General features: G+C 68.7%; 9 protein-coding genes. 5 read left to right on the top strand and 4 right to left on the bottom strand.

From position 1 onward, the window contains the following. Positions 1 to 21: 21 nt before the first annotated feature. On the bottom strand, positions 22 to 3,384 hold the full coding sequence (locus tag EBL84_RS00045) for a response regulator (RefSeq protein WP_123138951.1): 3,363 nt from the start codon (positions 3,382 to 3,384) through the stop codon (positions 22 to 24). 109 nt (positions 3,385 to 3,493) lie between these two features. Further along, positions 3,494 to 4,636, bottom strand: coding sequence for an alpha-hydroxy acid oxidase (locus tag EBL84_RS00040; protein WP_123138950.1), 1,143 nt, complete (start codon positions 4,634 to 4,636; stop codon positions 3,494 to 3,496). 266 nt (positions 4,637 to 4,902) lie between these two features. Here EBL84_RS00040 and EBL84_RS00035 point away from each other — a divergent pair, with 266 nt between their 5' ends. Next, on the top strand, positions 4,903 to 6,558 hold the full coding sequence (locus EBL84_RS00035; RefSeq protein ID WP_190287850.1) for a methyl-accepting chemotaxis protein: 1,656 nt from the start codon (positions 4,903 to 4,905) through the stop codon (positions 6,556 to 6,558). On the opposite strand, the gene EBL84_RS00030 is transcribed toward EBL84_RS00035, so the two are convergent. Next, the gene (locus EBL84_RS00030; protein WP_062271624.1) at positions 6,548 to 7,342 is read right to left on the bottom strand and encodes an ABC transporter ATP-binding protein; all 795 of its coding nucleotides are present in this window, start codon (positions 7,340 to 7,342) and stop codon (positions 6,548 to 6,550) included. The genes EBL84_RS00035 and EBL84_RS00030 overlap by 11 nt on opposite strands. Positions 7,343 to 7,353: 11 nt before the next feature. Further along, complete coding sequence (locus EBL84_RS00025) at positions 7,354 to 8,169, bottom strand: ABC transporter permease (RefSeq protein WP_223806166.1); 816 nt, start codon at positions 8,167 to 8,169, stop codon at positions 7,354 to 7,356. Between the two features lie 434 nt (positions 8,170 to 8,603). Between EBL84_RS00025 and EBL84_RS00020 the strand changes: the two genes are divergently transcribed. The 4 genes from EBL84_RS00020 to EBL84_RS17550 all read left to right on the top strand — a co-directional run. Next, positions 8,604 to 9,758: a GNAT family N-acetyltransferase/peptidase C39 family protein gene (locus tag EBL84_RS00020; protein ID WP_223806933.1), complete on the top strand. Its 1,155-nt coding sequence runs from the start codon at positions 8,604 to 8,606 to the stop codon at positions 9,756 to 9,758. Beyond that, positions 9,751 to 11,259 (top strand): RimK family protein, encoded by a 1,509-nt coding sequence (locus EBL84_RS00015; protein WP_123138948.1) that lies wholly within the window; start codon positions 9,751 to 9,753, stop codon positions 11,257 to 11,259. The genes EBL84_RS00020 and EBL84_RS00015 overlap by 8 nt, the downstream gene beginning before the upstream one ends. Positions 11,260 to 11,444: 185 nt before the next feature. Further along, the gene (locus EBL84_RS00010) at positions 11,445 to 12,965 is read left to right on the top strand and encodes an RsmB/NOP family class I SAM-dependent RNA methyltransferase (RefSeq protein WP_123138947.1); all 1,521 of its coding nucleotides are present in this window, start codon (positions 11,445 to 11,447) and stop codon (positions 12,963 to 12,965) included. Between the two features lie 112 nt (positions 12,966 to 13,077). Then, positions 13,078 to 13,255: IS1 family transposase (locus tag EBL84_RS17550; RefSeq protein WP_148040247.1), on the top strand; the 178-nt coding region annotated here is incomplete at its 3' end.

Here is a 13,255-nt window from a genome sequence, read left to right as displayed (position 1 = left end):
CTCGGCGCGGGGCATGGGCGTTCAGGTGCCGGGCGAGGCGCGCGATGACTCGATGATGTCGAGCGCCTGGTCGAAGTGCAGTGCCCGGATCGCCGCGTCCAGGGCGGCGAAGTCGGCGCTCGCGAGCGTCGCCTCGAGCCCGGGGGCGAGCGTCTCGAAGGTGGCCACCGCGGTGAGTCGGTGGGCGGCAAGGTCATCGCGCAGTTGTGTCAGCGCCTCTTCATCGACAGCAGCCCCCGGATCGGGGGCGTTCGTCCCCGGCCTCGTCGCGCGCGCGTCTTCTTCCACATAAGGGTGGAGGCGGGTCTCGAGATCTCGAAGGGTCCGGGCGAGTTCGTCGAGAGGAGCGACGAGCGGTGCTGGGTCTGCTTGCCTGAGCTGGAGCTCGACCGACCGGGCCTGTTGTTGCAGCGCCTCGGCGCCGATCAGTCCGGCGTTGCCGGCGAGCTTGTGCAGCCGGTCGGCGAACGCCTGTCTGGTCGGCGCGTCGCTGGCCGGTGCGGGGGCTGCGCGGAGATCGGCAAACTCCCTGAGCAGGCTGCGACAGGTCGACCGGAACAGCGCCCAGTCGCCATCGAGTCTGGTCTCGACCTCGCGCATTCGCAGCCCCGGGATGGCCGGCCAGTGCGTCGCCGGTGCGGTCTCACCGACGTACTGGGTGACCGGCAGCGCGGCGCCGCGCGCCAGTTCGATGTGACGGCGCAGGGTGCGCACCATCTGGTCGGGCTCGAAGGGCTTGGTGAGATAGTCGTTCATCCCCGCGGCGAGCGCGCGCTGGCGCTCGCTGGAGAGTGCCCCGGCGGTCAGCGCGATGACCGGCAGTTGCTCCAGCTGCAACTGGTTGCGGATCGCCCGGACCGTGGCGATACCGTCCATGATCGGCATCTGCACGTCGAGCAGCACCGCGTCGAAGCCATGCTCCGGCTGGTCGAGCAGCTCGAGCACCTCCTGACCATTGGTGCAGGTTCGCACCTCGGCGCCCTGACGCTCGAGGATACGGCGCGCGACATCGAGATTGAGCACGCTGTCGTCGACCAGCAGCACCCGGGTGCCCGGCAGCCACTGGATGTGGTTGGCGTCGAGACAGGTCCCCTCCAGCACCCGGTCCTGGTGGCCGGGGCGCTTGACCACCGCGGAGTTGACCTGGTTGAAGAGCGTCGAGCTGTCGACCGGCTTGACCATGATGCTGTCGGGCAGGTCGGCGTTGGGCTCGGCCTCGAGCGCTTCGGCGTCCTGGGCGGTGATCAGGATGGCGGCGGGAAGTTGGTCGGTGCCGATGTGGGTGCGTAGCCGATCGAGGGCGGTGAGGCCGTCGAGTCCGGGCATCCGCCAGTCGACCACCAGACAGTCGACCGGCTGTTGTGAGGCGTCGCGCCCGAGCACATGGTCGATCAACGCCTCGCCGTCGGCCACCCCGTCGGCGTTCCAGCCGAGCGAGGTGGCCATGGCGATCAGCGCCTCGCGCTGGTCGGCGTCGTCCTCCGCGACCACCACCTCCAGGCGGCGTATCCCGCTCTCGAAGACCGCCAATTGGTCGGTGTCGGGCAGGTCGAGCGGGAGTTCGATGCGGAAGGTGCTGCCCACGCCCTCGGTGCTCTCCAGTGACACGCGTCCATCCATCTGCTCGACGGTCTGACGGACGATCGCCAGCCCCAGTCCGCTGCCGCCGAAGCGGCGGGTGGTGGACTCATCGGCCTGGACGAAGGGGGCGAACAGCCGCTCCTGGGCCGCCGCCGGGATGCCGATGCCGCTGTCCTCGACCTCCAGGCGGAGCAGGATCCGGTGGTCGTGTCGGCTGGCGGTCGCGCGCAGCGTGATGCCACCACTGGCGGTGAACTTCACCGCGTTGGTCAGCAGGTTGAGCAGCATCTGGCGCAGCCGGGTGGCGTCGCCGACGAGGATGTCGGGGACGTCGGTGGCGATGTTGAGGTCCACGGTCAGCCCCTTCTCCGTGGCCTGCTCGGAGACGATGCGCAGCGACTCCCGACAGAGGTTGCCGACGCTGAAGGGGATCTGCTCGAGCACCAGCTCGCCGGCCTCGATCTTCGACAGGTCGAGGACATCGTTGACGATGCCGAGCAACGCCTTGCCGGCCGACTGGATCTTGGTGACATAGTCGCGCTGCTCGCCGCTGAGCGGCCCGATACCGAGCAGATGGCCGAGCCCCAGCACCGCGTTCAGCGGGGTGCGGATCTCGTGACTCATGTTGGCGAGGAACTGCGACTTGGCGGCATTGGCCTGCTCGGCGGCGTCGCGGGCCCGCTCCATCGACTCCTTGAGCGCCAGCTGCAAGCGCGCCTCGCGCTGCAGCGCGGCCATGCGCGAGGAGAGCCAGGCGATGACCGCGATCAGCAGATAGGCGGTGGCATTGACCAGCAGGAAATCGGACCAGGCGTTGTGCCGGATCTCGCCCAGTGCCTGGTCGAGCGGGTAGATCGCGTGCAGGGTCAGCGGCTTGCCGTCGCCGAGGCTGTAGATCCGTCGCGAGTCGACGATGAAGATGCGGTCGGTGTCTCGCGCGCGCATCAGCCGCGCGCCCTCGAAGCCGGCGGGGTACTCGGCGGGGGTGAGGAACGCGAAATCGCCCTGCCAGTCGGAGATCGGGCCGGGGGCGTATTCGTGCTGGAAGGCCGCGGCGCCGGGATGGAGCAGATAGTGACCATGACCATTGGTCAGGAAGTAGCGGGTGGCGTCGTCGCTGCGACCGAGTTCGTCGAGCAGGGCGCCGAACTCGTAGTTGACCACGACGACGGCGAAGGTCTCGCCGCGGGCGTTGGCCACCGGGGTCGAGACCCGTACCGTCGGTCGATGGGGCTCCTCGAGCCTGCCGTGTTCGCGGTTGAGTTCGATCTCCGAGACCACCAGGGTGCCGGGTGGGGCGGCGATGGCCTCGATGAAGTAGGGGCGGTCGCCCTTGTGCTGAAAGCTCTCCTCGGCGGGGATGCGGGGCGTGCCGCTGGCGTCGCGCTCGACGCGGATCAGCTCGAGACCGTCGCTGGCGGTGCCGATGAAGCGGGCCTGGAACACCCGCGGCTCGGCCCTGAGGAAGCCGAGATAGATCTGGTCGAGTCGGTTCTTCCACACCGAGAAGGTCTCGCCGTTGACCGGGTCGACGCCACCGTGGAGCAGCACCCGGGCGATCCCCGGCACCGGTGGGACCGAGGCGAGGAACTCGGTCATCCGCTTGAGATGACTGATCTCGCGATCGAAGACCGTGGCCTTGAGCGCGAGCTGGCTCTGTTGCTGGAAGGAGACGGCGTTGAAGAAGGAGCGCCCGGACTGGACCTGGGCGTACCAGTAGGTGCCGAATGAAAAGGCCGCCGCGGCCATGATCGCCAGGGGCCAGGCTGCACGCGATCTCAGTGTTCTTCCTGGCTCGACCATGGCGCCTCCGTGTCGCGGCGAGGAGTGTCGTTGAAGCTAGTCGATAATGCCGTGCTTCGCGACCTCCCGGTGTTCGGCGCGCTCGTGCCCCGATGATCTGCGTCGCGACTCAGTCGCGCATGACGATGTCGGCGGTGCTGATCGCGGCGATGTCGCGATGGCCGATGAAGGCCATGGTCAGTTCGGTCTCCTCGTGGAGGATCTCGAGCATGCGGCTGACCCCGGCGCGGCCATCGGCGCCGAGCCCGTAGACCAGCGGGCGCCCGATCATCACCCCGCGCGCGCCGAGCGCGCGGGCGCGGATGACGTCCTGGCCGGTGCGCACGCCGCTGTCGAGCCAGACCTCGATGTCCCCGCCGACGGCCTCGACGATCTCCGGCAGCACGCTGATCGAGGAGCGCGCGCCGTCGAGCTGACGCCCGCCGTGGTTGGAGACGACGACGGCATCGGCGCCGAGCGCGACACAGGCGCGCGCGTCCTCGGCCTCCATGATCCCCTTGATGATCAGCGGCCCGTCCCACCACTCGCGATAGCGCTTGATGTCGTCCCAGCCGAGCTTGGGGTCGAAGGAGGCGGCGGTCCATTGCATCAGGTCGCGCATGTCCTCGACCCCGGTGGCGCAACCCTGGATATTGCCGAAGCCGCGGTTGCGGGTGGCGAGCATGCCGAGCGCCCAGCGTGGACGCCGGGCGATATCGATGAGATTGGGCAGGGTCAGGCGCGGCGGTGCGGTCATGCCGTTGCGGTGATCGGCGTGACGCTTGCCGATCATCTGCAGGTCGAGGGTGAGCACCAGCGCCGAGCAGCCGACCGCGCGGGCGCGCTCGATCAGCTTGCGGGTGAAATCGCGATCGCGCTGAACGTAGAGCTGGAACCAGAACGGCTTGGTGGTGTGGCGCGCCACCGTCTCGATCGAGCAGATGCTCATGGTCGAGAGGGTGAAGGGCACGCCGAAGTCCTCGGCGGCCTGGGCGGCCTTGACCTCGCCGTCGGGGTGCTGCATGCCGAGCAGTCCCACCGGGGCCAGGGCGACGGGCATCCGCACCGGCTGGCCGACCAGGGTGGTGGCCAGGGTACGCGGTTCGAGATCGCGCGCCACGCGTTGGCGGAAGAGGATGCGCTGGAAGTCGGCGCGGTTGAGTGCGAGCGTCTGCTGGGTCCAGGAGCCCGACTCGCAGTAACCCTGGAACATCCTGGGGACGCGGCGATGATAGAGGCGTTGCAGGTCGGCGAGTTCGCAGATCACGGTCATGGTGAAGGGTCCTGTCGCTCAAAAACACGAGGCTACACCAAGATCTGCCCGCCGGGTCGGCGTGCCGGCATCGTGTCGACGGCGTGGATTCCGACGAGCGAGGGTTGAATCACGATCAGCGACACCAGTTACCAGTGGGGCAATGCGTTATTGCGGAACGGCTGACGGCGCCAGGCTCCGTCCGCCGAGCCCCCGAAGGTATGCGATCGATGTCGGTCGTTGAGAATGTTCACCCCTTTCAACTCGGACAGGATGGAGGCGTCTCCGTGCAATGGTTTCGTGACCTGAGCTTCCGCTGGAAGCTCGCCCTGCCGATCCTGCTCATCGCCGCGATCATGGTGGTGAACGCGCTCCTCGCCCTCAACGGTATCGCCGCCCTCAAGCGGGAGTCGCAGTCCGTCTCGCGTGGTTTCCTGCCCGGGATCGATGCCCTGATCGAGGCCGATCGCGATCTCTATCAGGCGCTGCTGGCCGAGCGGACTGCGCTCTTCGCCGCCCCGGGTACGCCCGAGTTCGCGGCGGCCCTGGCCTCGCACGAGGAGAACGCCGATCAGGCCAGGACCCGGGTGGGACGCTTCGCCACGGCGATCCGGCTGACCGGGATCGAGCGGCCCGAGGAGATCGAGACCCTGTTGCGAGGCTTCGATCAACTCTATGCTCAGTGGCTGGAGTCGAGCCGGCGGGTCATCCGGTTGCGCGAGAGTGAGGGGCGGGAGGGCGCCGAGGCTTTGAGTTACGGCACGGCCGCCACGCGCTTCGAGGAGATGCGCGAGGTGCTCGACACCCTGACCGAGCGCTCGCTCGTCGCCGCCGACCACGCCAGCGAACGGATCGATCAGGTGGCCCTGGGCTCGACCCTGTCGAGCCTGAGCGGGCTGCTGCTGGGGTTGGTGCTGTGCACACTGCTGGCGGTGCTGTTTCCCGGCATGATCACCAGGCCGCTGTATCAGATCATCGCGCGGCTGGAAGACATCGCCCAGGGCGAGGGCGACCTGACGGTGCGCCTGAGCGCTGACAGGCGCGATGAACTCGGCCGTCTGGCGGCGGCCTTCAACCGCTTCGTCGACAAGCTCCAGGGGCTGATCGGGCGGATCGCCGGCGCCACCGCGCAGGTCGCTACCGCCGCAGAGCAGGTCTCGACCGTCACCGCCGAGGTCACCGACGCGCTCACCCAGCAGGAGGCGATGACCGATCAGGTGGCCACCGCGGCCAATCAGATGGCGACCACGGTGCAGGTGGTGGTGAGCAATACCAGCGAGGCGGCGCAGGCCGCCGCGCACGCCGATCGCGCCTCACGCGATGGCCAGGCGGTGGTCAATCAGACCGTCGATGCCATGGGGCGTCTGGCGCGCGAGGTCGAGGAGGCCGCCGAGGTGATCCGGCGTCTCGGCAGCGATACCGAGCAGATCGGCTCGGTGCTGGACGTGATTCGCGGCATCGCCGAGCAGACCAACCTGCTGGCGTTGAACGCCGCCATCGAGGCCGCGCGCGCCGGTGAGCAGGGACGCGGCTTTGCGGTCGTCGCCGCCGAGGTGCGGACCCTGGCCAGCCGCAGCCAGCAGTCGACCCAGGAGATCCAGACCATGATCGAGCGTCTGCAGTTGGCCGCGCGGCAGGCGGTCGAGGCGGTCGAGAGCGGTCAACGGCAGGCGCACCAGGGGGTCACCACCGCCAGCGGTGCCGGCGAATCACTGCAGTCGATCGCCGAGGCGGTCGGTCGGATCAACAGCATGAATGGCCAGATCGCGACCTCGTCGGAACAGCAGAGCGCGGTGACCGAGGACATCAGCCGCAACATCAGTCAGATCAGCGAGGTCATGCAGCGCACCGTCCAGGGCGCGCGTCACACCGCCGGGGCGAGCCAGGAACTCTCCAAGCTGGCCGTCGAGCTGCAGAGCCTGATCGGGCAGTTCAGGGTGTGATGATTGAGCGACCGCTCGTGACACGAGACAGACCGTACTGGGCGCGATACTCGGACAGGATGTCTTCCGTCGGGCCGGCGGCGATGATGCGCCCGTGCTCCATCAGCACCGATTTCTCGCACATGCTGCTGAGCAGTTCGTCGTCGTGCGACGAGAGCACGATGATCGAGACCTGCTCGGTGAAGCGTTGCAGGCGCTCGCCGGCCTTCTGCAGGAAGGCCGCGTCACTGGTTCCGATGCCCTCGTCGAGCAGCAGGATGTCGGGCGCGACCGAGGTCGAGATGGCGAAGGCCAGACGCATCTGCATGCCCGCCGAATAGGTGCGGATCGGCAGGTTGAGGAAGTCGCCGAGCTCGGTGAACTCGGCGATCTCGTCCATCTGCGCGCGGATCTGCTTGCGGGTGAGCCCGAGGAAGAGCCCGCGCAGCATGATGTTCTCGTAGCCGGTGCTCTCCTGGTCCATCCCCAGGCTGATGTCGAACAGCGGTACCGTGCTGCCCTGCAGCGCCACCCGGCCGCAGTTGGGCTCGTAGATGCCACCGAGCACGCGCAGCAGGGTGGTCTTGCCGGCGCCGTTGTGGCCGACCAGACCGACGCGCTCGCCGTCGCGCAGCGACAGGTTGATGTCCTGTAACGCCTCGACCACCGAGATGCGATTGCCGCCGGCGTCGGCGCGGATCTGTCCGCCGGTGGCGCTCTGCATCAGCCGGTTCTTCAGCGAGCGGGTGGAGGCGCTGTAGACGGGGAAGGAGACCGAGACGTCGGTCAGTTCGATCGAGGCCATTGACGACTTCCTCAGACCCAGTAGGCGATGCGCCAGCGGTAGGCGGAATAGAACAGCAGGGTGACGGCCCAGCCGACCGCGGCGAGCAGCAGCACCGCCAGCCAGTTGGTGAGCGCCGGTGGCTGGCCGAGCAGCGGGGCGCGGATCACCTCGACCAAGTGGTAGAAGGGGTTGAGGTGCAGCAGCAGGGCGCGCCCGGGCAGCATCTCCGGCTTCCAGATCACCGGGGTGATGAAGAACAGCACCTGCACCATGCTGGCGATGATCAACGGCACGTCGCGGAAGCGCGCGCTGAGCAGCCCGAAGAACAGCCCGATCCACAGCCCGTTGAGCAGCAGCAGCGCCAGTGCCGGGAACACCCACAGCAGGCTCCAATCCCAGCTCACGCCGAACCACAGCGCCACCCCGACGAAGACCCAGATGTTGTGGGCGAAGGCGATCAGCGCCGACCACAGCTTGCGGTAGACATAGATCGACAGCGGCGCGTTGAGCTGCTTGATCATCCCCTCGGCGGCGATGAAGGCCTCGCTGCCGTCGAGGATGATCGCCGAGATCAGTCCCCAGATGACGAAGCCGGCGGCGAGGAAGGGCAGGTAGTCGTGCAGGTCCTGACCGAAGATCTGGCCGTAGAGCAGGCCCAGGGCGAGCACCATGATGCCCATCGAGATGGTGATCCAGAACGGCCCGAGCTTGGAGCGGCGATAGCGCTGACGGACGTCGTGCAGTCCGAGCGTTCCCCATAACTCGTAGTGCTTCCAGCCGTTGCGGACATCCGCGAGGGCATCGTGAATCTGTTCGCGGCGCAGACCATGACGGAACTGCCTCACGAGGGATGATCTGCCGCTGTCGGCATCTGTAGACATCAGGGTGGTTCCGGGAGCGAAGTCACGCGGTGGTGGCCGTGGACACTAAGTCGACCGGACACGTCCATGTTCGGCGTCGTGTCGGTCAGCCTCCACTTCGCGCCAGAGGATGAGCATGCGGCATGCATCCCGGCGTCATCGCGCCATCGGGGAGTGCCTGCGTGCTTCAAGATTGAGTGAGGACCTATCTTAAAAAGTGCCCTTAGGTTCACCCCGGGCATTGCTGCGATGGGCGCGGGCCTAAGGAGAAAAAACGTTGCTGAGTATATCACGCCTCTTCGGGGTCCTGCTCCGGGTTCTTCCGCTGGGTCTGGCGGCTTTCGTCGGTCGCGCCCCTTGCGTTTCCCCGGCCACGCGCTAAAGTCAGCGCACTTCCTCCCTTGCGCGTGCCCCGACTCGTGCCCGACCCCGAACCCCATTCCCTCACGCCGCCGGTGTCCACCGGCGAGGCCAGCGTGCGTGCCGCCGCGCTCGCCGATCTCGACGACCTGCTCCGCCTCGAGACCCAGTGTTTCACCAGCGACCGCATCAGTCGCCGGCAATGGCGCTATCTGCTCACCCGTGCCCGGGCGCGCACCCTGGTGGTGACGCGTGCCGATCGGGTGGTCGGCTATGTGCTGCTGCTGTTCAGTCGCGCCACCTCGGTGGCGCGGCTCTACTCGATCGCCGTCGACCCCGACACCCGTGGCGAGGGCGTCGGCCGGACGCTGGTCGAGGCGGCCGAGCGCGCCGCCTGGGCGCAGGATCGCGCCTATCTGCGCCTCGAGATCCGGCGTGACAACCGCGCCTCGCAGGCGTTGTTCGAGGGCGCCGGCTATCGCCGCTTCGCGACGCGCGCCGATTACTACGAAGACCGCATGGCGGCGCTGCGCTACGAGAAGCCGCTGGCCCCGGGGTTGAAGCCGGCCTTCGATCGGGTGCCCTTCTACGAGCAGACCCTCGACTTCACCTGTGGCCCGGCCTCGCTGATGATGGCGATGCGGGCGCTGCGCCCGGCGCTGGTCCTCGACCGCGCCCTGGAGCTGCGGCTGTGGCGCGAATCGACCACCATCTTCATGACCTCGGGACACGGCGGCTGTGGCCCGCTGGGGCTGGCGCTGGCCGCCGATCGGCGCGGCTTCGCCGTCAGCGTCCACGTCAACGACCCCGGGGTGCCGCTGATCGACTCGGTGCGCAGCCCCGAGAAGAAGGCGGTGATGCGCCTGGTGCACGAGGACATGCTCGCCGAGGCCGGGCGGGTGGGCCTGGCGGTGCACTACGAGCGTCTGCCCCTGGAGGCGGTCGAGCGTCACTGGGAGGGCGGCGCGGTGCCGCTGGTGCTGATCAGCTCCTATCGCATCTATCAGGAGAAGTTCCCCCACTGGGTGGTGGTCACCGGGTTCGACGCGCGCTTCGTCTATGTCCACGATCCCTATGTCGACGCCGAGCGCGGCGAGACCCGGCTCGACTCGATGGACATGCCGATCCAGCGCGCCGAGTTCACCCGCATGGCCCGCTACGGGCGGGTCGGGCTGCAGGCGGTGGTGCTGGTGGCGGAGGCGCATCATGGCTGAGCACCTGCTGGTGGTGGAGCGTCCCGCGGCCTGGGCGGGGCGAATGCCGGGGGTGGCCGTGGTCGACGTGCGCGACTATCTCGCCGGTGGCGAGCATGCCGCGCGGCGCGGGCTGCGGGTGATCAATCTCTGCGACAGCTACCGCTATCGCTCGCTCGGCTACTACTGTTCGCTGCTCGCCGAGGCGCGCGGCCATCGCGTCCTGCCGAGCGTGGCGACCATCCAGGAGCTCTCCAGCCGGGCGCTCTATGCCCTGGCCACCGAGGAGCTGGACATCCGCGTACAGCGCCTGCTCGGCGCCCGGCGCAGCGCGGCGCCGATCGGCGCCGAGACCCATGTGCTCACGCTCTACTTCGGCCACTGCGAGGCCGAGGCGCTGCGCGCGCTGGGGCGGCGCATCTTCGAGACCTTCCCCTGCCCGATCCTGCGTGTGACCTTCCGCCGTCAGGGCGAGTGGCGGATCAGCGCGATCGAGGCCCTGCCGACCTCGTCGCTTCCCGACGAGCCCGCCCGTGCCGCGCTGCTCGCGGCGCTGGGCGCGCACCTGTCGCGCCGTTGGCGCCGCCCGCGCGCCCCGCACCCCTATCGCTACGACCTGGCGGTGCTGCGCGACCCGGAGGAGGAACTCGCCCCCTCGGACCCCGGCGCGCTGGCGCGGCTGGTCCGCGCCGGTCGGGCGCTGGGGGTCAACGTCGAGCTGATCGGGCGGCGCGACTACAGCCGGTTGGCCGAGTACGATGCGCTGTTCATCCGCGAGACCACCCGCATCGCCCATCACACCTTCCGCTTCGCCAAGAAGGCCGAGCGCGAGGGACTGGTGGTGATCGACGACCCACGCTCGATCCTGCGCTGCACCAACAAGGTCTATCTCGCCGAGCTGCTCGCCGCGCACCGCGTCCCGCGTCCGCGCACCCTGGTGTTGCGGCGCGAGACGCTGCTCGAGGCCGAGCGCGAGATCGGCTATCCGGTGGTGCTGAAGATCCCCGAGGGGTCGTTCTCGCGCGGGGTGTTCAAGGCCGAGGATCGCGCCGCGCTGCGGCGCATCGGTGCGCGGCTGTTGCGCGCCTCGGACCTGATCCTCGCTCAGGAGTATCTCTACACCCCCTTCGACTGGCGCATCGGCGTGCTCGGGCGCGAGCCGCTCTATGCCTGCAAGTACTTCATGAGCCGGGATCACTGGCAGATCGTCAAGCACGGGGTCGACGGCGGGTGTGAGGAGGGCGGGTTCGAGACCCTGGCGCTGGAGGCGGTGCCCCCGGCGGTGCTACGGGTGGCGCTGCGCGCGGCCGAGCCGATCGGCGACGGGCTCTATGGCGTGGACATCAAGGAGACGTCGCGCGGTCCGGTGGTGATCGAGGTCAATGACAACCCCAGCATCGACGCCGGCGTCGAGGACGCGGTGCTGGGCGATGCGCTCTATCGTCGACTGATCGAGTTCTTCGTGTGCCGCCTCGACCGTCAGCGCCAGCGCGGCGAGCCGCGCAGGGCCAAGGGGGCGTAGGGCGGGCGTGCGGCGCCGCGCCCAAACCCTTGGCGGCCTTCGCGGCCGCGCGGTTCAATCCCCTGACGGCTGGCCTTGTCGCGGGCGCTTCTCTATCATCGGTCGCCTTCGCTCCGTCCCGTGTCGCCGCGCGGCCCCGTCCGTGCCGGGCGTGCGCGGGTTTCCTGTCACCGAGTACCCGATCCATGACCGACCGATCCCCCCGCGGCAGCGCTGCCGCGTCGTGTACCCCGGCGCAGATCGCCGCCTCCGCGCTGACCCGTTACCGTGACCTGATCGATGACTGGGACGCCTTCGTCGCCGCCCTCGGGCGTCCACTGGCGCCCTGCATCTGGGCCAACCCGACACGGATCTCGGTGGCCGGGCTGGCGGCGCTGCTCGCCGAGGAGGGGGTCGCGGCCGAGCCGCTGGCGGCGCTGCCCGGCGCGCTGCGTCTCGCCCCCGAGGCGCGCACCGGTCAGCACTGGTGGTATTGCGCGGGGCTCGCGCACGCCCAGGAGCTGGTCTCGCAGCTGCCGGCGCTGCTGCTCGATCTCGCCCCGGGACAGCGGGTGCTCGACATGTGCGCCGCCCCCGGTGGCAAGACCGCGCAGATCGCCTTCGCCCTCGGCAACCGTGGCACCCTGGTCGCCAACGACATCTCCAGCGATCGCATCAAGGCGCTGCAGGGCAATCTCGACCGGCTCGGGGTGATCAACGTCAGCACCACCTGCAAGGATGCCTCGAACTGGCCGCTGCGCGGTGGTCAGTTCGACCGCATCCTGCTCGACGCGCCCTGTTCGAGCGAGGGCACGCTCAGGCGTACCCCCTCGCTGCTCGGCAGGCTGGGGCCGGAGAACGCCGCGCGGCTCGCGCCCAAGCAGCGCTTGCTGCTGGAGAAGGCGGTGCGGCTGCTGCGCCCCGGCGGGCGACTGGTGTACTCGACCTGTACCTTCGCGCCGGAGGAGAACGAGCTGGTGCTCGACGCGGTACTCGCCGCCGCGGGCGAGGGGCTGCGGCTGTTGCCGGCGGCACTGCCCGGTATCCGCTGCGCGCCGGGGCTCACCGAGTGGCAGGGGCGCGCGCTCGACCCGCGGCTCGCCGGCTGCATGCGTATCTGGCCGCACCACAACGACAGCGGCGGTTTCTTCATCGCGGTGCTGGAGAAGCCCGCCGAGGTCGCGGCGAACCGTCAGGGCCATGTGCCGGTGACGCCGCCCGGCGATCCGGCCGAGATCGCCCCCTGGCTGGAGGGGGTGGCGTCGCGCTACGGCCTGCCCGAGGACATCTGGGCACGCTATCGGGTGCACCGCCAGACCAAGCGCGGTCTGCACCTGAGCGCCGCCGATCACTGCCCGCCGCGGGCGCCGCGTCCCGAGGCCAGCGGCCTGTTCTTCCATCGCACCAATGTACGCCCGCCCAAGCCGACCACCGCCGGGGCGCTGCTGCTCGGGCGCGAGGCGAGCGCGCACCGCATCGAACTCGACGCCGAGCAGCGCGATCGTTACCTGCGCCGCGAGACCTTCGCGCCACACCCCGAGCAGCTCGCCGCCGGCGCCTATGGCCAGGTGGTCGCGAGCTATCGCGGGCACGTGCTGGGGATGGCCGTGGTGCACCGCTCCGGGGTGGTCGAGAGCCTGTTCCCGAGCCGCTGGAGCGGCTGTACCGCGGCATCGGGCGGTCAGCCCTCAGCCACCAGCCCTCAGCCGCCAGCCACCAGTAATTGAGGCTCGGCGGCTTGCCTTCAGCCGCCAGCGGGTGCGTTATCGTCGCATCATTTAGAGAGGGTAGTGCCCTGATCGATAGGTTTCGATAAGATCAGAATCTCTTGCTTTAAGGATGAAGAAGATGTATCTGACATGTCCGCAGTGTCACTCCAACCATGTGACCAAAAATGGATTCAACCGGCTGAAAAAGCAGTTGTACAAGTGTCAAGATTGCGGTCGCCAGTTCGTTCTCCATCCTGCCAAGGGGCCGGTTTCTCAGGAAACCCGCGAACTGATCGATCGGTTGCTGC

The sequence above is a fragment of the Marichromatium sp. AB31 genome (assembly GCF_003718685.1).
GTDB lineage: Bacteria > Pseudomonadota > Gammaproteobacteria > Chromatiales > Chromatiaceae > Marichromatium > Marichromatium gracile.
Note: the sequence above shows the minus strand (reverse complement) of the source record. Positions and strands in the feature narration are given on the sequence as shown.